Here is a 19,059-nt window from a genome sequence, read left to right on the forward strand (position 1 = left end):
TGTCAGGCGTGGCTTGATCCTTATAGAGATTCGTAATAACTTCGTATAGCGATACATTATACGAAGTTATACGAGTGGCCCGAAGGGTCGGATGAGGGGGCAACGCCAGCGATATGCGGAGAGCTCGCCCCCTCATCCCGCTGCCGCGACCTTCTCCCCGGCGGGGAGAAGAAACAAGTGGCGCGCGCTCGGTCCCACAGAAGAATATCTTGTTCAGAAAGGCTTACCCGTTCCGCCCGATCTTCTGCAGCCCTTCCTGGATCATGATGTCGGAATAGACGCGGTTGCGGCCATTTGCCTTGGCAAGATAGAGTAGTTGGTCTGCGGCATTCAGCTGGTTGTCGAAGGGTTCGCCCTTTTCGATTTCCACGACGCCGAGGGAAATCGTCAATGCCATGCTGCTGCCGCTCAGCTGGCGGCCATTGCTCTCGACGGCGCCGCGCAGATCCTCGCAAAATTGATAGGCTGCATGCGCATCCAGCCCGCGCAGGAAGACGGCGAATTCCTCGCCGCCAAGGCGCGCGGGAATATGGCGCTGTTCATGGCACATGTCATGCAGCAGTTCGGCGAGCTTCTTCAGCGCCCTGTCGCCGGCATCGTGTCCCAGCGTGTCATTGATCTTCTTGAAGTGGTCGATGTCGAGAATGGCGACCGCGCCGTTCTCGTCATTATCGTTGATGACATCCATCAGCGCCCGCGTCCGCTCGAAGAAGGAGCGGCGGTTCGGCAGGCCGGTAAGGTGGTCCCGCTCCGCCAGTTCGCGCAGCCGTTTGAGCTGTTTCAGCGTTTCGATATTGTTGTCGATGCGGCACTGCAGCTCTTCCGGCACGAAGGGGCGGTAGACGAAATCCGATGCTCCGGCTTTCAGGAAGCTTGCCGAAAGCAGCCGGTCCGTGGACGAGGATATGCCGATGACCCGCAAATCTTCCGAGGAACGGCTGTCGCGGATACGGCGCGTCAGCTCATAGCCGTCCATATCGGGCATATGATAATCGGTGATGACGAGCTGGATCGACGGGTCCTGTGACAGGATTTCCAGCGCCCGCTTGCCGGAATGAGCCTCGCTGACCTTGAAATTCTGCCGCTCGAGAATTTCCACGAGGCCGGAGCGCGCGGTGCGCGCATCATCCACCACCAGCACGGAAAACAGCCTGTTTGTCAAAATCCGGTCGACCGTTTTGACGACGGCATCAACGGTGCGATGGCCATCCTTGACGATGTAGTCGATGATCTTCTTTTCGGCATAACGCTTGCGTGCCTCTTCATCCACCGTGGCGGTGAAGACGATGGCGGGCACCTTGTGGTCGGAGAGAAGTGCGAGAATTTCACCCTTCGGTGCATCGGGCAGATTAAGACCCGTCAGCGCCAGCGTGAAATCATGGGCGCGCAGCAGGGTATCGGCCTGTGCCATGCTGTCGCAATGGACAACCTCGGCTGCGGTTTCTTCCGAAAGCCGCGACTTCAGCAGCATGGAAAGAGCAACGGAATCTTCAATCAGAAGGATTTTATCCTGCATGCCTTATGAAGCCCCCCATGGCCCGTCTTCGTGGTTTTTCCCGCAACACCCGACTTGGTCCCATACCGCGCATCAGCAGCATCGGAGATCGGCCTTATTCGCTGTAGCAGGAAGAATCGCTAAAGTAGAAAATTTTTTGATGCCCAGTAATCGATACGAGACCATCCGTACAGTCGTCCCGTGGAAGTCGAATAGTCTACTTCGTTTTCGTTGCAGCTTCGTTACGGATTGGGGAACTTTATCAAGCAAGCCGGTTTATGCGGTTTCTTATCGATGACGTATAAATGGAAACGGCGCTAATATTAGCGCCGCGCCTTTATCGGGATGTTTTTGAATTCACTGTGACCCGTCGCATGGCCAGTAGCGGCCGAAGACGGTGAGCTTTTAAGAAAAGCGAATGTTTTCAGGCAGTTTTGGCGGCTGGCTTGCGTTTCAGCATCAGGGCTGCGGCCGCAACGGCCTTCAGTCCGAGCGGTCGGTAGTGGCTGTTGAGGTCGGGCTTCGCCTGCGGCTGTGCCTTCGTCTCGTTCGTCATTTCTCTTTCTCCACAATTCACGCCAATCGCCGTTTCGATGCGTGTGAACCACCTCTTTCGAGGGTAATCTTGACGGATTCGAGGCGAAACGAACCGAAGCCGGCTTTTTGGGCTGCGACATTTTGCGTCACATCAAGTGCTGGTTCGTGCGGGAAAAATAATACCTGCGGTTTCAAATACCGCGATCGAGGCCGTTTCCGCCATTGGCGTCATCATGCGCGTCTTCCCCGATCGTCAGCGTTCCATAGCGGCGGTGCCAGAGGCTGGCGCTGATGGGAATGAAAACGAGATAGGCGGCAACGGTCAGAACCAGCACTTCCCAGGTAAAGCTCATCAGCATCGCCACATAAAGCACGACGACGAGGATCACCGGCAGCACCAGATCGCGGCGGATGCGGCTGGTGCCGGATTTACCCGACCAGACCGGCAGGCGGCTGATGAGAAGATAACCGATCAGTACGGTATAGGCGGCAGCGATATAAGCGAAAGGCTTGCCCGGCTCCACGCCGAGAAAACCGAGATAGACGGGCAGAAGCACCAGCATGGCGCCCATCGGGGCCGGCACGCCCACGAAAAACTCGTTCTGCCAGGGGGCTTTGACCGGCCGCTCTATCATGACGTTGAAGCGGGCCAGGCGCAGGCCGGCGGCGATGACGTAGATCAGGGCGGCGATCCAGCCGATCGAGCGCGCCTGGTCGAGAAGGTAGGCATAGACCACAAGGGCAGGGGCGACACCGAAATTGACGATATCGGCCAGACTATCCATCTGTTCGCCGAATTTGGAAGTCGCCTTCATCATGCGGGCGATACGCCCGTCAATGCCGTCGAGGAAGGCGGCGAGCAGCACCATGCCGACGGCCAGCTCGAAGCGGCCTTCAATGGCGAGGCGAACGCCGCTCAGGCCCGCACAGATGGCCAGAACGGTGATGAGGTTGGGAACCACGAGGCGAAAGGGAATTTCCCTCAGGCGCGGCCCACGGCCGCTATCGTTGCGGCCCTCAGGTTTTCCGTTCTGTTGTGGCTCCGAGATCGGCGTTTCCATGCGCATGCCCTTCCTGTTGCCGTTTCCCGTCAGCCGCGGCGGCTGACGACCGGACCCTTGGCGGAGCCGAATTCGGCAAGCACGGTTTCACCCGCAATCGCCGTCTGGCCCACCGAAACGCGCGGCTGAAAACCTTCGGGAAGGAAGATATCGAGACGCGAGCCGAAACGGATAAGACCGAAACGCTCGCCGGCATCAACCGGTTCATTTGGCTTGACCCAGCAGACGATGCGGCGCGCGACCATGCCGGCGATCTGCACGACGCCGACCTTGCCATGGGCGGTCTCGATGACGAGGCCGTTGCGCTCATTGTCTTCGGAGGCCTTGTCCACTTCCGCATTGAGGAACAGGCCGGGACGATAGGCGACATTGACGATGCGGCCGCGCACCGGCGCGCGGTTCACGTGGCAGTTGAAAACATTCATGAACACGGAAACGCGAACCATCGGCTCCTTGCCGAGTTCCAGCTCCAGCGGCGGAACGACGGTCTGGATGGCGGAGACCTTGCCATCGGCGGGGCTGATGATCAGATCGTCATCCTGTGGTGTCACACGCTCGGGATCACGGAAGAAATAGGCGCACCAGGCCGTCAGCACGAGACCGACCCAGAACAGCGGTTCGGAAATCCAGCCGAGCACCAGCGATGCGACGAAGAAGGCGGCGACGAAGACATAACCTTCCTTGTGGATCGGTACGATGGTGTTGCGAATGGTGTCGAACAGATTCATGAGATTCCTTGCTCCGGTTGCCGTCTGTCGCGTCCATATATGGTCGTGATACGACACGATCCACACGGCAATACGACAAATTTTGCCTAGCTGGTTACAGCCAAACGTCCCGCCCGGCAATGGCCGGTTGCCGTAACACCCCAAGTTCCCCGGGGTTTCTGACCGTCAATGCGCGGGTTCGCCGCGGTCGACCACACCCAGATCGTCGGTTTCGCGAACATGGCGCAGCATCTCTTCCGCCCGGATCGCCTCGCGCTGGCGGCTCCACATCGAGGCATAGAGGCCGTTATGCGCCATCAGCGAGGCGTGTGTTCCGCGTTCGGCGATGAGCCCTTCCTTCAGAACGATGATTTCGTCCGAGTGGATGACGGTGGAGAGGCGGTGAGCGATGACCAGTGTGGTGCGGTTTTTCGAGACGATATCGAGCGCGCTCTGGATTTCCTGTTCGGTGTGGGTGTCGAGTGCTGAAGTCGCCTCGTCGAGGATGAGGATCGGTGGCGCTTTCAGAATAGTTCTTGCAATCGCCACGCGTTGTTTTTCGCCGCCCGACAGCTTCAGGCCCCGTTCGCCGACCATGGTGGCGTAACCTTCCGGCAGCTTGCCGATGAAGGCGCTGATCTGTGCTGCATCCGCTGCGGCCGTGATGTCCTCATTCGTCGCCGAAGGGCGGCCATAACGGATGTTATAGGCGAGCGTGTCGTTGAACAGCACCGTATCCTGCGGAACCATGCCGATTACCGAGCGCAGGCTTTTTTGCGTCACGTCGCGAATATCCTGCCCGTCAATGGTGACCGCGCCTTCCTGAATATCGTAGAAACGGTAAAGCAGCCGCGAGATCGTCGATTTTCCCGCACCCGAAGGCCCGACGATTGCCACCGTCTTGCCTGCCGGTACATCGAAGGAAACACCCTTCAAAATCGGCCTCTCGGGATCGTAGGCAAAATGCACGTCGCGGAACGAGATCGCGCCGGGCCCGCTGGCGAGGGGTTTTGCATCCGGCCTGTCGGTAACCTCGGCCTCGACCTCCAGAAGCTCGAACATCTGTTCGATGTCGGTCAGGCCCTGGCGGATTTCGCGGTAGACGAAACCGATGAAGTTCAGCGGCACCGAAAGCTGCAGCAGAAGGGCATTGACGAAGACGAAATCGCCGATGGTCTGCTCGCCGCGCTGCACGGCAAGGGCCGACATCACCATCATGACGGTAGAGCCGATACCGAAGATCACGCCCTGGCCGAAGTTCAGCCAGCCGAGCGAGGTCCAGATCGAGATCGCCGATTTTTCGTAACGCTCCATGGCGACATCGAAGCGTTTCGCCTCCATCTCTTCATTGCCGAAATATTTGACGGTCTCGAAGTTCAGGAGCGAGTCGATCGCCTTGGTATTGGCGTCGGTATCGCTGTCGTTCATGGCGCGGCGAATGGAGATGCGCCAGTTGCTGGCCTGGACGGTGAACCAGATATAGGCCCAGACGGTGATGACCGTGACCAGCACATAGGAAAAGCCGTAGGACGCCCAGAAGATGATGGCGGTCAGCAGGAATTCGATGAAGGTCGGGGCGGTGTTGAGAATGGTGAAGCGGACGATGGTTTCGATGCCCTTGGTGCCACGCTCGATAACACGCGAAAGCCCGCCGGTCTTGCGTTCCAGATGGAAACGCAGGGAAAGCCGGTGCATGTGCACGAAGGTCTTGTAGGCGAGCTGGCGCACCGCATGCTGGCCGACGCTGGCAAACAGCGAATCGCGCAGCTGGTTGAGCCCGACCTGGATCAGCCGCGTCAGATTATAGGCAATGACCAGCGCGACCGCGCCGAGCAGGAAGGCCGGAACCAGTCCTGCCATGTCGAGCTTGCCATTCAGGGCATCCGTCGCCCATTTGAAGAAATAGGGAACGGCAATCAGAACCAGCTTGGCGACAACAAGGAATATCGTCGCCCACACCACCCGCATCTTCAGGTCCCAGCGGCCCTCCGGCCACATATAGGGCCAGAGATTGATCAGCGTCTGGGTCGGGTTGCTGGAATCCGCCGAAATGGTTTTTTCTTCGTGGCCATCATTCTCTCCGGTCACTGCCGGAAGCCGACAGCAGGACGGCGGCTTTGGTCAAGCCGCCGCGCGTGTCACAGATAGGATCGTCGCGGGTTCACCGCAACGATTCAAATACTCAGGAGCCGCCCTTCAGCCGCTTGCGGTGAAGTTCCTCAGCATTCGGCAGAGCCTCTTTCGGCACGCCGAAAATCTGGCCGGGCTCGATCAGGTCGGGGTTTTTGATCTGGTCCTCATTGGCGAGATAGATCGTGGTGTAACGCACGCCCTGTCCATAAACGCGGCGGGAAATCTGCCACAGCGTATCGCCGCGGCGGATGATGACGCTGTTCTGGCTTTCGGCCAGCGGCGCCTGTTCGAAGGTCTGCGGACCGGCAGGTGCCTGCGGCGCGGGAGCGGGCGGCGCCGTAATGTGGAGTTCGGCAAGGCGGCTTGCGAGCGAAGCGATGCCCTTGCCGATTGCCGCCACGTCGTTCGGCCATGCCTCGACCGATGTCAGCAACTGACGGGCCTTGGCCGCGATGTCGCCCGCAAAGGCGGTGAAGGCCGGTTCGGTGGCTGCGGCAGTACGGAACTCGGAGAGCGACTTCAGGCCGATCACCACGGCGGAGCGGCCGGCAATTGCCTGGTCGAGTGCAGGCGTGGCTTGATCCTTATAGAGATTTGAGAGAATGCCGAAAGCCTTCGCAACATCGGTGCGCAGCTTTTCGAAGGCAGCGCGGTCGCTTGCCGTGCTCTGGTTCTCAACGGGTGCAGCGGTCGCCGTGGCGGCGGAAGGTGCCTGCATGGCGACGGTCGCCTGATCGGTCTGCGGACGCTCGAAGGGAACGCGCACGCGCACCTTCACCGTGCCGTCGGCATTCAGCTCTTCGACGGTGATGATATGGCTGCCAACAGTCAGATCGACATTGCCCTCGATGACGAAATGGCCGGAGGCTTCCGCCGTGGTCTTGCCGATTTCCTTGTCGTCGACCAGCGCGCGCACCGTAGAGGCAGCAGGCGCGGAGCCGGCAACGAAAATCTTCGATCCCTCGAATTCAACGGCGCTGACCTGAACGGTCGATGTCAGCGGCGCAGCGGCCGGAGCCGTGGCGCCGGCGGCAGGGGCGGGCGTGTTGCTGGCGCCTGTTTCGGAGGTTGCCGCAGGCTGCTGCGATTGCGCGGCTTGCTGGGGCTGAAGGGCTGGAGGTGCGGCCTCCGGCATTGCCAGCACGCGGCTTGCCTTGCCGGGCTTGGAAACCATGGCCAGAAGTTCGCCCGCCTTGTTCTCGGGCACGGAAACGGTTGCGACTTCTTCCGATTGCGTCGCCTTGCCGCTCGCGTCGGTCGAGCGCAGCACCAGCTCATGATCGCCGGGGGGCAGGGGATTGTCGAAAACGGCGGCGAAATCACCGGTGCCGTCGATCGTCGTCTGCGCGATCACCTTGCCGTTGCTGAGAATTTCGAGCTTCGCGCCGGGCTGTGCCTTGCCCGCGACAACGGCCGAGCCATCCGGCTCGACGCGCAAGACGTCGAAAGTCGGCGCGCCGGGCGTGGCCTGGGCGGCATCGCCGGGAGCGGGGGCCGCTGCGGGCTGCGCCGGCTGGGCTGCGCCATCATCGGTGCCGGCAAAAACGCCTGCCAGGCGACGCACCTGTGCTGCCGCCGCCGCCGCACTGTCGGGCAGGCCTCGCAGGAACGCCGTGGTGCGTTCGGCCGCCGAACGGGCCGTGGTGATCAGCCGCGACGTGGTTTCATCCAGCGTTTCAGGAATTTCGATGTTGGTCAGTTCTTTGAGCGATGCCTCGACCTTCTTGCGCGCTGTCGCGAAATCGGCGTCGGAAGGAACCTTGCTATCGGCGAAAAGTGTAGTCAGATCCTTGATCGACTGGGTCGCGGAAGCGGCGAGACGCCCGACCTTGTCGGCAATATTGGCGGTCTCCTGGGCGGCGTCGGACAGAATGTCTCCGGCCTTGTCGCTGCCCATTTCGACGCTGTTCTTCACGGCATTGCCCGCCTCGTTGATGGCATCGCCGATCGGTTTGCCGTCATTGGAAATCCTCGGCAGGACGAAAAAGATCATGAGCAGGGACGCAATCCCCAACACGATCAGCGCCAGCAAACCGGCTTTATTGTTTTTCATCCTGGAATCTCCGGGTATTTCAAGCGTTTCACACAAGTTGAGATTGCTAGCGTCTTACCTTGCCCCAGACAAGCGGCGTGTGGGCAAAAGGCCACATTTGCAAGGGATTTCCCAAATTTTCTTGACGCGCCGCATCCTGCATTGTTCCTTCCCCTCATGACGGACAAAAATACAGCGATTCGATCCATCTGCGTTTATTGCGGTTCCCAGCCCGGACGTGATCCGGCTCACATGGAGGCCGGCCGCGCGCTTGGGAAATCCATTGCCGAAAACGGCATTCGCCTCGTTTATGGCGGCGGCACCAAGGGCATCATGGGTGCGGTTGCCAGCGGCGTTCTTTCCAATGGCGGCGAAGTAACCGGCATCATACCGGAGTTTCTGGTCGATATGGAGGCGACGCGCCATTCTCTCGGACAATTGAACGAGCTTGTCGTCACCAAGGACATGCATGAGCGCAAACATATGATGTTCGAGCGCTCGGATGCCTTCGTGACGCTGCCGGGCGGCGTCGGCACGCTGGAGGAGATCGTCGAGATCATGACCTGGGCGCAGCTCGGCCGCCACGCCAAGCCGATGGTCTTCGCCAATATCAACGGCTTCTGGAACCCGATGCTGGAACTGGTGCAGCACATGCGCGACCAGGGCTTCATTCACCGCGCCCATCTTCTGAACCCGCTCGTCATCGACGAGGTGAAGGACATCGTGCCCGCCATCATCGACCGGGCGCTGGCGCAGCAGAACCCTGAAGGCGATCCTTCGGTCATATCCCGCCTGTAATCCATGCGGCCCCAGCGTGGGCAGCGGTTTCGGGGTAACGATCTCCATCACTCAGCAAAAGAGCGTTAACGAGCCGCCAAGCGGTTCGTTATAATTTTAAGTGTATATTAATACAGTTTTAACTGCGGCATTGCCCCGCCCGCTCTTTTCATGGCCCCGTGACCGATCCTGTGCCAGCGTCAACAAGGCGTTGGTTGACCGCGAAATTTGTTTCGCCGCCAAGAGCGTGGGTGTTATCGGAAATGATTGCTTTTGTGGTGCGGCTAAAAAGCCGGGCGCATTTCATTATTCAAAGAAGTCCACTGCGGAGCAGGGAGGCCATCCTCGGCTCCGCCGCCCGCCGCAGGGTCGATGCGAAAATGCGGCTCGGGTTGCTCATCGCGGTCTTCGCGGTCCTTTATGGTGTGGTTGCCGCGCGCCTTGTTCAATATGGTTTTGCCGAACCTGTCACGACCGCCTGGATCAATAGCGGCGCGACCGCAGTCGCATCCCGCCCCGATATTGTGGACCGCAATGGCCGGTTGCTGGCGACCGATCTCAACATGGTATCGCTTTATGCGGATCCGCGCAGGGTCGTGGACGCCGATGAAGTCGTCGAAAAGCTCGCAACCGTCATTCCCAATCTCGACTGGCGCGAGACACATCGCAGATTGCGTATGGACAGCGGCTTCCAATGGCTGCGACGCCAGCTCACGCCGCGACAGCAGGCGGATATCTTGAACCTTGGCATACCGGGCATCGGCTTCAGGCCGGAAAAGCGGCGTTTTTATCCCGGCGGCCCCACGGCCTCGCATATCATCGGCCACGTCAATGTCGATAATCAGGGCCTTGCCGGCATGGAGCGTTATCTCGACCAGCAGGGTCTGGCCGATTTGCGCGCAACCGGTCTTGCAAGCGGCGTGGCGCTGGAGCCGGTAAGACTGTCGATCGATCTGCGGGTGCAGAATATCGTCCGTGAGATCGTCGTGAAGGCGAAAAACGACTATCAGGCGGAAGCGGCCGGTGCGGTGATTGTGGATGTGGAAACGGGCGAAGTGCTGGCCATGGCCTCGGTGCCCGATTACGATCCGAACGAACCGTCCCGTACCCTTGCCGATGGCAGCATCGACAGGGAGTATGAAAAAGGCTGGTTCAACCGGATGAGCAACGCCACCTTCGAGATGGGCTCCACCTTCAAGAGCTTCACGCTGGCCATGGGGCTGGATGCAGGCGCGATCACGTTGAATTCGGTGGTTGACGCAACGCGGCCGATCCGCATTGGCGGCTTCACCATCAAGGATTTCTGGGGCAGGAACCGCCCGCTTTCAATCCCGGAAGTATTTCAATACTCCTCCAATATCGGCACGGCGGCGGTTGCCGACATGGTTGGCGTCGAAAGCCATCAGCAGTTTCTGACGAAACTCGGGCTTCTGTCGCGCATGGAAACGGAGATGCCCGGCGTCGCCATGCCCACCCAGCCGCGGACATGGAAGAAGATCAATTCCGTCACTATTTCCTTCGGGCACGGCATCGCCACCACCCCGTTGCAGACGGCGGTTGCCGCCGCAGCGCTCATCAATGGCGGAAACCTGATTTCGCCGACCTTCCTGTCGCGCTCCAGGGAGGAGGCCGCCGTGATTTCCCGTGCCGTCATCAATGGCAAGACTAGCGCCGACATGCGTTATCTTTTCAACTGGAACGGCATCAAGGGCTCGGGCAGGCGTGCGCAGGTCGAGGGATTTCACGTGGGCGGCAAGACCGGCACCGCCGACAAGGTTATCAACGGCCGTTATGCCAAGGACATCAACTTCAACAGCTTCGTTGCCGCCTTTCCGATGCACAAGCCGAGATATGTGGTCCTGTCGATGATCGATGCGCCGAAGACGGGCGAAAACGGCGGCCGTACGGCAGCCTCGACGGCAGCACCCATGATCCGCGAAATCGTCACCCAGACGGCGGCACTTCTCGGCGTCAAGCCGCGTTTCGGTTATGAAGCGAACCCGCAGCTGCTGATGGATTATTGAGCGCAGATTTCCTCATTCCCGAGACAGGCACAGGAATGAGGACGGAGATCGACGACGCCTGTTTTACCGCTTGAGCCGCATCAGGCTCGAACCGGTATAGATCGCCAGCGCCAGCCAGATCATCGCAAAGGCCGCCATCCGCACCATGTCGAAAGGCTCCTTGAAGATGAAAATGGCGATCAGGAAGATCATCGTCGGTGCGATATATTGCATGATGCCAATGGTCGAGAGCCGCAGGAGTTTCGCGCCATTGCCGTAAAGAATGAGCGGAACGGCGGTGATGAGGCCGCTGGCGACCAGAAGCCAGGTGTCCGTCGCATTGCCCGCCATGAAATGCGCCTGTCCACTGAAGCCCAGCCATGCCATGACCAGGACGGCCGGGATGGACAGCAGCATGACTTCCAGCAGAAAGCCCTGTGTCGCACCAATCGGCAATGTCTTGCGGAAGAAGGCGTAAAAACCCCAGGAGACGGTCAACACAATGGAAACCCATGGCAGGCTGCCCGCATGCCAGGTGAGGATCGCGACCGCAAGCGCCACCAGAACGATGGCGGCGATCTGCGCCGGATAGAGTTTTTCCTTCAGAAGCACTGCGCCGAGGAAGATGCTGAACAGCGGATTGATGAAATAACCAAGGGCGGCATCAAGCGCGCGACCGGCGCCGATAGACCAGATATAGACGCCCCAGTTAATGCTGATAAGGGCGGCCGTCAGGCTCGCCATCGCAAGCATTTTCGGGTTCTTCAGCGCCGCCCTGATTTCCGTTGTCCGCCCGAGTGCAATCAGCACCGCCGCCGCGATCGGTACCGACCAAATGACGCGGTGAACGATGACCTCGATCGGCGAAATATGCGCGACCGCTTTCATGTAGAGGGGAAGAAACCCCCACAGCAGATATGCGGAAAGCGCGAAAGCAAAACCGCGCGCGCTGTCGCCGCCCTCTTGGGCCGGGAGCGTTTTGTCGAGTGCCATGGGAGTACCGCCAAATTGTTCGGATTGTCCTTTCATAGCGGATCGGCGTGGCGGGAGCCAATTCATTTCCGTGAAGGGTTCATGAGAAAAACTGCATGAATAAAAGGCGTATTGCTCTCGAAACAGGCGATTTTCACGACCGGAGGGATGATCCACGCCCGAAAACCCGCGTGAATCATTGTCTCATCCGGTCGTTTCAAGTATCTGAAAAAACTGATTATTTTCCTGCGAACCGGTCGTTTGCGCGGATCAGCTGGTCAAGAATGCCGGGTTCGCTCATGGCATGTCCGGCGGCCTCGACGATATGGAAATCGGCCTTTGGCCAGGCCTTGGCCAGCTGCCAGGCATATTTCAGCGGGCAGGGCATGTCGTAGCGTCCATGGACGATGACGCCCGGAATATCGCTGAGCTTGCCGGCATCGCGCAGCAATTGCCCCTCTTCCAGCCAGCCGCCATTCACGAAGAAATGGTTCTCGATGCGGGCGAAAGCGATGGCATATTTGTCCTCGCCGAAATCCTCGACACGGTCAGGATCTGTCACGAGCGCGATGGTCGCGCCTTCCCACTGGCTCCATGCCTTGGCGCATTCCAGCTTCTTTGCCTCATCAGCGCCGGTGAGATAGCGGTTATAGGCCTGCATCATCTCGCCACGCTCGGCTTCCGGGATGGGCGCGATGAAGTTTTCCCAGCGGTCGGGATACATTTCGGAAACGCCGAACTGGTAATACCAGTCCAGCTCCGGCCTGGTGACGGTGTAAATGCCGCGCAAAACCAGTTCGCTGACGCGGTCGGGATGGGTCTCGGCATAGGCGAGCGCCAGCGTCGAGCCCCAGGAGCCGCCGAAAACCAGCCATTTTTCGAAGCCGCAGAGTTCGCGCAGCCTTTCGATATCGGCAACGAGATGCCATGTGGTGTTGGCTTCAAGCTCCGCATGCGGCGTGGAGCGACCGCAGCCGCGCTGATCGAACAGGATGACGTCGTAAAGGGCCGGATCAAAAACGCGGCGATGCGTGGGGTTCACCCCGCCGCCCGGACCGCCATGCAGGAATACCGCCGGTTTTCCACCGCGCGTGCCAACCCTTTCCCAATAGATCGTGTGGCCGTCGCCGACGTCGAGCATGCCGGTCTCGAACGGTTCTATCTCGGGGTAAAAGCCGCGCAATTCTTCGGTCATGGGTCATCATCCTTCGCTGGCCATTCGGCCGTATCATGGTCCGGGTGCTGCAGGTTGTTCACCCGAGGGGGACGGTTATCCGTTGCAGGTTCCGGCTCGACCGGCAAGCCATCGAGTGCGCCGAACCAGTGCATCTTGCCGGCGAGATTGGATTGCGCCTCGGGCCTTACCCGCTGCGGCTCGTCCAGCGAGCCGAGGGTGATATTGATGAAATCGGCGCCCGGCATGTCGTAGAACAGGGGCGTGCCGCACCGGCCGCAGAAACCGCGGCGCACGTGATCGGAGGACTGGAACCACGCCGCTTCGCCGCGGGTCATTTCAAACTGCGTAAGCGTACTTGCGGCAAGCGGCATGAAATAATTGCCCGATGCCTTCTGGCACATGCGGCAATGGCACAGATGCGGATAACGAAGACCGCCTCCTATCCGATAACGCACCGCGCCGCACTGACATCCACCGCTGAAACCCTCGGCTCCGCTCATGCGCGCTCGTCTTCCGGCGGCCAGACCTGCGTGTCGTGATCCGGGTGCTGATAGGAGGTGATCTCCGCCTCGTCCACGCCCTGTTCCACGGCCGGTTTGCCGAACAGCTGCTCGATCCACGGCATGCGCCTGTGGAAATTGACCTGCACCTGCGGCTCGATCCGCTCCGGCTCATCGAAAGCGCCGATGGCGATTTCCACGCCGCCGGGATAATGATAGGTCAGCGGCGTGCCGCATTTGTTGCAGAAACCGCGATGGATTTTTCCCGAGGAGCGGAAAAGGGCAGGCTGGCCGCGTGTCCAGGTCAGATGCGCCTGATCGGCGCTGACCAGCGCGCCGAAGAAATTGCCGAAATGTTTCTGGCACATGCGGCAATGGCAGATGGAGGCCCGGCCGAGCTTGCCCGCATGGAAACGCACCGCGCCGCACTGGCAACCGCCGGAAAATCCCGCTTCGCTCATCATCTGTTCTCCGGTGGCCAGTTTTCAGTGTCGTGGTCGGGATGCTGGTAGGACACGAGATCGGCGAGGTAATCCACCTGCGTCAGGTCGTCCTCGGTGGCGACGGCAGGCAGCGTGTGAAGCGTGTCGACGAAATCGATCTTGCGCTCCACGCCCCACTGAATGGTCGGCGGCAGCGCGGCGGGATCGTCAAAGGCCCCGGCCGCCACTGCCACGCCATCGGGCGCTTCATAGGTCAGCGGCGTGCCGCATTCAGGGCAGAAACCGCGCTTGACGACGCTGGAGGACTGGAAACGTTTCGGCTCTCCCCGGGTCCATTCAAACTCCACGCCGCGCACCGAAACCAGCGGCGCGTAATAGGCCCCGAAAGCCTTCTGGCACATGCGGCAATGGCAGATGGAACTGTCTTTCAGTTCACCGGAGGCGCGAAAACGGATCGCGCCGCACTGGCATCCGCCGGTATATGTCGTCATGGTCGGTCCTCCTTCACCGTTCGGATAATGTGGAGACAGACATTGTCGATGTCTCTGAGGATATCCTCGTTCCAGAAACGGAGGACTGTCCAGCCGTCTTCCTGAAGCCGCGCAGTTCTTGCCTGATCGTAGCGCAGTGCCGCTTCAGATGTGTGTTGAGAACCGTCTACCTCAACAATCAGACGATGATCCGAGCAGGCGAAATCAACGATAAAGCCGGCAATCGGCATTTGTCTGCGAAAACTTAGTCGTTCAAGGCGATGAGCGCGAATGGCATTCCAGAGCTTCAGCTCGGCATCCGTCATGACTTTACGCATCTGCTTCGCATATTGGCGATGCATCGGATCGACGTCTGCATGCGGCATGATTTGGCTCGCTGTTTAGTGCCTCAACTTAGATTGGTTGAGGTAACTCAAAACCGCAAGCGGATTGTGGTGACCGTCGGCCCCCCTCTGCCCTTCCGGGCATCTCCCCCACAGGTGGGGAGATAGGCTAGAAGCACACTCCCCGCTCCATCCGCAGCGTCAGAGTTGGGCGAGCGGTCACCGCGATTGATCTCCCCACCTGTGGGGGAGATGCCCGGCAGGGCAGAGGGGGGTAAGCCGCAAGCCGCAGCAGTAAATTACCGCTTCAACTCCCACGTCGTCGTCCGCTCCCCGGTCTCCTTGTCCTTGCCATCCTTCAGCTGAATGCCCTTCTCGGAAAGCTCATCACGCAAACGATCCGCTTCCGCAAAGTTCTTCGCCTTCAACATTTCCAGACGCAGCTGCACCAGCGCATCGACGGCCGAAACGATGGCCTCGTCCATTTCCGCTTTCTTCGGCAGGACACCCAGCAGGGCAGCACTCGCCGCAAAGGCGGGCAGCCTGGATGGGTCCAGATTGGCGGCGTGCGCCAGCGCATGCAGCGCCTGCACGGCGGCAACGGTATTGAGATCGTCGGCAAGCGCTTCGAGCACGGTGTCGTCCGGTGCAGCATCGGAGGCTTCCGCTGCTGGCCACTTGGCGAGCAGGCGTTCGGCCTCTTCCAGACGCTTCACCGAAAAATCGATCGGCTCGCGATAATGCGTCATCAGCATGGCAAGGCGCAGAACCTCGCCCGGCCATTTCCGGCCGCCGAATTTCTCCGTGTGCAGCAATTCATAGATCGTCACGAAGTTGCCCTCGGACTTCGACATCTTGTGGCCTTCCACCTGCACGAAGCCGTTGTGCATCCACACATTGGCCATGACATGCGTGCCATTGGCGCAGCGCGATTGCGCGATTTCGTTCTCATGGTGCGGGAAGATAAGGTCGAGCCCGCCGCCGTGAATATCGAAGACCTCGCCGAGGTAGCGACCGGCCATGGCCGAGCATTCGATGTGCCAGCCCGGACGGCCGCGGCCCCACGGGCTTTCCCAGCCCGGTTCATTATCCGAGGACAGTTTCCACAGCACGAAATCGCCGGGGGTCTTCTTGTGGGCTTCCACCGCCACGCGTGCGCCGGCCTGTTGTTCGTCCAGCGGCCGCTTGGAAAGCTGGCCGTAGTCGGCCATCGAGCGGGTATCGAACAGCACTTCGCCGCCAGCCGTATAGGCATGGCCGCGGGCGATCAGCTTCTCGATGAGGTCGATCATTTCCGCGATGTAGTCGGTGGCGCGCGGTTCGACGGTCGGCGGAAGGCAGCCGAGCGTGGCCACATCCTCATGGAACTGGTCGGCGGTCTTTTTCGTCACCGCATGAATGGCGTCGTTCAACGGCAGATGCGGATAGTCGCGCAGCGCCCGCGCATTGATCTTGTCGTCCAGGTCGGTGATGTTGCGGGCATAGGTCACATGGTCTTCGCCAAAGACGTGGCGCAGCACCCGGTAGAGAACATCGAACACGATGACCGGGCGCGCATTGCCGATATGGGCAAAATCATAAACCGTCGGGCCGCAGACATACATGCGCACATTGTCAGCGTCGATCGGTGCAAATTCCGCTTTTTCGCGTGTGAGTGTATTGTGAAATTTCAGGCGCAAGGACATGCGGCAGTTCCCTAAAGGCAGAATATTATCCTGGCCGGAACGTTTATCTTTCTTGACCTTGCGGGAGACGAAAACGATCTGGCCGGTGGCGAACCAGCAAAAAAAATCTCAGCAGCAGGTGCAGATCATCGTTCTCATATCTTGCTTTATGGCGTGGCGGTGCGGCCCGGTCAAGAGCAACCGTGGTGACCAAATCGCCGCTCCGAGCGGAAAATATTCACTCCGGCTGGCGGTAGTCCACGAATTTTCCCTCGCGCACGAGGAAGAGTTTGCCGGTTTCGGTCAGATCGGGCGAGGCGAGCGGAAGAATGGCCGCGGCCACCTCTGATGGATGCGGCACGGTGGCCGGGTCTTCGCCGGGCATCGCCTGCGCACGCATCGCCGTGCGTGTCGCACCGGGATTGATGCTGTTGACACGAAGGGCGCTCTTCTGCGTTTCCGCCGCCCAGGTGCGGGCCAGCGCTTCGACTGCCGCCTTGGAGGTGGAATAGACACCCCAGAAGGGGCGACAGCTGTGGGCGGCGCCCGAGGACAGGATGAGCGCGCGGCCGGCATCGGATTTCAACAGCAGCGGCTCGACCGAGCGGATCAGCCGCCAGGTGGCGGTGACATTGATGTTCATGACCCTTTCGAAGACTTTCGCCTCGATATGGCCGACCGGCGAGATCACGCCGAGAACGCCGGCATTGGCGACGAGAATATCGAGCTTGCCCCAGCGCTCGAAGATATTCGCGCCCAGCGCATCGATGGCTTTCATGTCGGAAAGATCGAAGGGAACGAGCGTCGCCGTGCCGCCGACGGCCTTGATGGCGTCGTCCAGCTCCTCAAGGCTGCCCACCGTGCGGGCGCAGGCGATGACATGCGCGCCGGCCTTGGCGAGTTCCAGCGCCGTGAAATAGCCGATGCCGCGCGAAGCGCCGGTAACGAGAGCGATGCGGCCCTTGAGATCGATAGTCATGGTCCCCCCGAAAATGATTGCGCTTCCTTCTACGAAGCGCCACGGGCCTTTCACAAGCGATTATATCGTCGCAGGCGAGGGCCTGAACAAAAGGCAAGAAAAAAGCGGCCACCGGAAGCCGGATGGCCGCTTTGTGTGAGGCGTATCAGCCGTTGCTGGCCAGCATGGAAATCTTGCTGCCCATCGCCTCGCCATTCTGGTCGAGAAGGCGGGTCGGATAATCACCAGTGAAATAATGGTCCGTGAACTGCGGACGGGCCGGATTGCGGTTTTCCCCGCCAACGGCGCGGTAAAGCCCGTCGATGGACAGGAAGGCCAGCGAATCGGCGCCGATGAACTTCGCCATCGCCTCGACATCGGCATATTGGTTGGCGAGCAGCTTGTCTGCGTCCGGCGTGTCGATGCCGTAGAAATCCGGATGGAAGATCATCGGGCTGGCGACGCGGATATGCACTTCCTTGGCGCCGGCCTCGCGGATCATCTGCACGATCTTCACCGAGGTCGTGCCGCGCACGATGGAATCATCCACCAGCACCACACGCTTGCCTTCGATCATCGCCCGGTTGGCGGAATGCTTGAGCTTGACGCCAAAAGCACGGATCTGCTGCGTCGGCTCGATGAAGGTGCGGCCGACATAATGGTTGCGGATGATGCCGTATTCGAAGGGAATGCCGCTTTCCTGCGCAAAACCGAGTGCTGCCGGCGTGCCGCCATCGGGAACCGGAACCACTACATCGGCTTCCAGCGGCGCTTCCTTGGCAAGATTCATGCCCATGTTCTTGCGCGTCGTATAGACGTTGCGGCCGCCGACGACGGAATCGGGACGGGCGAAATAGACATATTCGAACAGGCAGAGACGCTCCGGCTGCGGCTTCGAGGGCTTGCGCGCATCGATGGTGATCGAACCATCAGGCTGGATTTCGCAGATGATGACTTCGCCGTTCTCCACGTCGCGAACGAACTTCGCGCCGATGATATCGAGAGCGCAGGTTTCCGAGCAGAAGATCGGCTTGCCATCAAGCTCGCCCATGACCAGCGGGCGGATGCCGATCGGGTCACGCGCGGCGATCAGCTTGGTGCGCGTCATTGCCAGCATCGAATAACCGCCTTCCATCTGCCTGATGGCGTCGATGAAGCGATCGGCGGTGGAGGAGTGGCGTGAGCGGGCGATGAGGTGAAGGACGACTTCGGTATCGGAGGTAGATTGACAGATGGCGCCGGTGGCGATGATCTGGCGGCGAAGCGTCAGGCCGTTGGTGAAATTGCCGTTATGGGCAATGGAAATGCCGCCTTCTTCCAGTTCGGCAAACAGCGGCTGCACGTTGCGCATCGCCACTTCGCCGGTCGTGGAATAACGGGTGTGGCCAATGGCGATGGAGCCGGGCAGGCGGGCAAGGGTTACCGGATCGGTATAATGATCGCCGACAAGGCCCATGTGGCGTTCCTGATGGAAGCGCTTGCCATCGAAGGAGACGATGCCCGCCGCTTCCTGGCCGCGATGCTGGAGCGCATGCAGGCCAAGGGCAGTCAGCGCCGAGGCATCGGCATGGCCGAGAATGCCGAACACGCCGCATTCTTCATGCAGCGTGTCGCCGTCGATCTCTTCCTTGAAAGTGGCCCCAGGGAACGGGGAATGCGAAAGCGGCTCAATCATCCGGCTTGCCCTTGCTCTCTACCGAGAAAAAAAGAAAGACCTCTCCGGTGAGTATTTCCCCCGGTCGGTCCGTCTGTGTCGTGCTTGATATTTAGCACAAATAGCGCGCCT

At 60.0% G+C, this 19,059-nt stretch carries 17 protein-coding genes; 2 read left to right on the top strand and 15 right to left on the bottom strand.

All coding sequences use genetic code 11. The features are described from left to right. Nucleotides 1–223 precede the first annotated feature (223 nt). From AGR13A_RS05025 to AGR13A_RS05045, 6 genes are all read right to left on the bottom strand, one after another. Complete coding sequence (locus tag AGR13A_RS05025; protein ID WP_080834015.1) at nucleotides 224–1,516, bottom strand: GGDEF domain-containing response regulator; 1,293 nt, start codon at nucleotides 1,514–1,516, stop codon at nucleotides 224–226. Between the two features lie 403 nt (nucleotides 1,517–1,919). Next, on the bottom strand, nucleotides 1,920–2,051 hold the full coding sequence (locus tag AGR13A_RS25095; protein ID WP_003496883.1) for a hypothetical protein: 132 nt from the start codon (nucleotides 2,049–2,051) through the stop codon (nucleotides 1,920–1,922). 172 nt (nucleotides 2,052–2,223) lie between these two features. After that, nucleotides 2,224–3,093 carry a CDP-diacylglycerol--serine O-phosphatidyltransferase gene (pssA, locus tag AGR13A_RS05030; RefSeq protein ID WP_080836559.1) on the bottom strand — a complete coding sequence of 290 codons (870 nt, stop codon included), beginning with the start codon at nucleotides 3,091–3,093 and terminating at the stop codon, nucleotides 2,224–2,226. A gap of 29 nt (nucleotides 3,094–3,122) precedes the next feature. Further along, nucleotides 3,123–3,821, bottom strand: coding sequence for a phosphatidylserine decarboxylase (locus tag AGR13A_RS05035; RefSeq protein WP_003496881.1), 699 nt, complete (start codon nucleotides 3,819–3,821; stop codon nucleotides 3,123–3,125). Between the two features lie 165 nt (nucleotides 3,822–3,986). Next, nucleotides 3,987–5,888, bottom strand: coding sequence for an ABCB family ABC transporter ATP-binding protein/permease (locus AGR13A_RS05040; protein WP_080834017.1), 1,902 nt, complete (start codon nucleotides 5,886–5,888; stop codon nucleotides 3,987–3,989). Nucleotides 5,889–5,982: 94 nt separating this feature from the next. After that, nucleotides 5,983–7,986: a LysM peptidoglycan-binding domain-containing protein gene (locus AGR13A_RS05045; protein WP_080834019.1), complete on the bottom strand. Its 2,004-nt coding sequence runs from the start codon at nucleotides 7,984–7,986 to the stop codon at nucleotides 5,983–5,985. Between the two features lie 156 nt (nucleotides 7,987–8,142). Between AGR13A_RS05045 and AGR13A_RS05050 the strand changes: the two genes are divergently transcribed. Continuing rightward, on the top strand, nucleotides 8,143–8,763 hold the full coding sequence (locus AGR13A_RS05050; RefSeq protein WP_065115288.1) for a TIGR00730 family Rossman fold protein: 621 nt from the start codon (nucleotides 8,143–8,145) through the stop codon (nucleotides 8,761–8,763). A 242-nt stretch (nucleotides 8,764–9,005) separates the two neighbouring features. Then, entirely contained in the window at nucleotides 9,006–10,766 is a 1,761-nt protein-coding gene (locus AGR13A_RS05055; RefSeq protein WP_080834020.1) for a peptidoglycan D,D-transpeptidase FtsI family protein, read from the top strand. Between the two features lie 63 nt (nucleotides 10,767–10,829). On the opposite strand, the gene rarD is transcribed toward AGR13A_RS05055, so the two are convergent. The 9 genes from rarD to purF form a co-directional block, all read right to left on the bottom strand. Then, a complete protein-coding gene (gene rarD / locus AGR13A_RS05060) occupies nucleotides 10,830–11,738 on the bottom strand; it encodes an EamA family transporter RarD (protein WP_035217999.1) in 909 nt (302 codons plus the stop codon). A gap of 217 nt (nucleotides 11,739–11,955) precedes the next feature. Further along, the gene (gene pip / locus AGR13A_RS05065; protein ID WP_080834022.1) at nucleotides 11,956–12,912 is read right to left on the bottom strand and encodes a prolyl aminopeptidase; all 957 of its coding nucleotides are present in this window, start codon (nucleotides 12,910–12,912) and stop codon (nucleotides 11,956–11,958) included. Then, entirely contained in the window at nucleotides 12,909–13,394 is a 486-nt protein-coding gene (locus AGR13A_RS05070) for a GFA family protein (RefSeq protein WP_080834024.1), read from the bottom strand. The genes pip and AGR13A_RS05070 overlap by 4 nt, the downstream gene beginning before the upstream one ends. Further along, on the bottom strand, nucleotides 13,391–13,855 hold the full coding sequence (locus AGR13A_RS05075) for a GFA family protein (RefSeq protein ID WP_080834026.1): 465 nt from the start codon (nucleotides 13,853–13,855) through the stop codon (nucleotides 13,391–13,393). The genes AGR13A_RS05070 and AGR13A_RS05075 overlap by 4 nt, the downstream gene beginning before the upstream one ends. Next, complete coding sequence (locus AGR13A_RS05080) at nucleotides 13,855–14,328, bottom strand: GFA family protein (RefSeq protein WP_003520697.1); 474 nt, start codon at nucleotides 14,326–14,328, stop codon at nucleotides 13,855–13,857. The genes AGR13A_RS05075 and AGR13A_RS05080 overlap by 1 nt, the downstream gene beginning before the upstream one ends. Then, nucleotides 14,325–14,693 carry an endonuclease domain-containing protein gene (locus AGR13A_RS05085; protein ID WP_078054102.1) on the bottom strand — a complete coding sequence of 123 codons (369 nt, stop codon included), beginning with the start codon at nucleotides 14,691–14,693 and terminating at the stop codon, nucleotides 14,325–14,327. Before AGR13A_RS05085 ends, AGR13A_RS05080 begins: the two co-directional genes overlap by 4 nt. 257 nt (nucleotides 14,694–14,950) lie before the next feature. Next, a complete protein-coding gene (gene cysS, locus AGR13A_RS05090) occupies nucleotides 14,951–16,336 on the bottom strand; it encodes a cysteine--tRNA ligase (RefSeq protein WP_080834027.1) in 1,386 nt (461 codons plus the stop codon). Between the two features lie 217 nt (nucleotides 16,337–16,553). Then, nucleotides 16,554–17,294, bottom strand: coding sequence for an SDR family NAD(P)-dependent oxidoreductase (locus AGR13A_RS05095; protein WP_080834029.1), 741 nt, complete (start codon nucleotides 17,292–17,294; stop codon nucleotides 16,554–16,556). A gap of 145 nt (nucleotides 17,295–17,439) precedes the next feature. After that, nucleotides 17,440–18,948 (bottom strand): amidophosphoribosyltransferase, encoded by a 1,509-nt coding sequence (gene purF / locus AGR13A_RS05100; RefSeq protein WP_080834031.1) that lies wholly within the window; start codon nucleotides 18,946–18,948, stop codon nucleotides 17,440–17,442. Nucleotides 18,949–19,059: the final 111 nt, after the last annotated feature.

It is taken from the genome of Agrobacterium genomosp. 13 str. CFBP 6927 (assembly GCA_900012615.1).
Lineage (GTDB): Bacteria > Pseudomonadota > Alphaproteobacteria > Rhizobiales > Rhizobiaceae > Agrobacterium.

Excerpts from the sequence above, each read along its gene's own strand:
- AGR13A_RS05025 (WP_080834015.1), bottom strand. The coding sequence starts at position 1,516 with ATGCAGGATAAAATCCTTCTGATTGAAGATTCCGTTGCTCTTTCCATG.
- AGR13A_RS25095 (WP_003496883.1), bottom strand. The coding sequence starts at position 2,051 with ATGACGAACGAGACGAAGGCACAGCCGCAGGCGAAGCCCGACCTCAAC.
- pssA (WP_080836559.1), bottom strand. The coding sequence starts at position 3,093 with ATGGAAACGCCGATCTCGGAGCCACAACAGAACGGAAAACCTGAGGGC.
- AGR13A_RS05035 (WP_003496881.1), bottom strand. The coding sequence starts at position 3,821 with ATGAATCTGTTCGACACCATTCGCAACACCATCGTACCGATCCACAAG.
- AGR13A_RS05045 (WP_080834019.1), bottom strand. The coding sequence starts at position 7,986 with ATGAAAAACAATAAAGCCGGTTTGCTGGCGCTGATCGTGTTGGGGATT.
- AGR13A_RS05050 (WP_065115288.1), top strand. The coding sequence starts at position 8,143 with ATGACGGACAAAAATACAGCGATTCGATCCATCTGCGTTTATTGCGGT.
- AGR13A_RS05055 (WP_080834020.1), top strand. The coding sequence starts at position 9,006 with ATGATTGCTTTTGTGGTGCGGCTAAAAAGCCGGGCGCATTTCATTATT.
- rarD (WP_035217999.1), bottom strand. The coding sequence starts at position 11,738 with ATGGCACTCGACAAAACGCTCCCGGCCCAAGAGGGCGGCGACAGCGCG.
- pip (WP_080834022.1), bottom strand. The coding sequence starts at position 12,912 with ATGACCGAAGAATTGCGCGGCTTTTACCCCGAGATAGAACCGTTCGAG.
- AGR13A_RS05070 (WP_080834024.1), bottom strand. The coding sequence starts at position 13,394 with ATGAGCGGAGCCGAGGGTTTCAGCGGTGGATGTCAGTGCGGCGCGGTG.
- AGR13A_RS05075 (WP_080834026.1), bottom strand. The coding sequence starts at position 13,855 with ATGAGCGAAGCGGGATTTTCCGGCGGTTGCCAGTGCGGCGCGGTGCGT.
- AGR13A_RS05080 (WP_003520697.1), bottom strand. The coding sequence starts at position 14,328 with ATGACGACATATACCGGCGGATGCCAGTGCGGCGCGATCCGTTTTCGC.
- AGR13A_RS05085 (WP_078054102.1), bottom strand. The coding sequence starts at position 14,693 with ATGCCGCATGCAGACGTCGATCCGATGCATCGCCAATATGCGAAGCAG.
- cysS (WP_080834027.1), bottom strand. The coding sequence starts at position 16,336 with ATGTCCTTGCGCCTGAAATTTCACAATACACTCACACGCGAAAAAGCG.
- AGR13A_RS05095 (WP_080834029.1), bottom strand. The coding sequence starts at position 17,294 with ATGACTATCGATCTCAAGGGCCGCATCGCTCTCGTTACCGGCGCTTCG.
- purF (WP_080834031.1), bottom strand. The coding sequence starts at position 18,948 with ATGATTGAGCCGCTTTCGCATTCCCCGTTCCCTGGGGCCACTTTCAAG.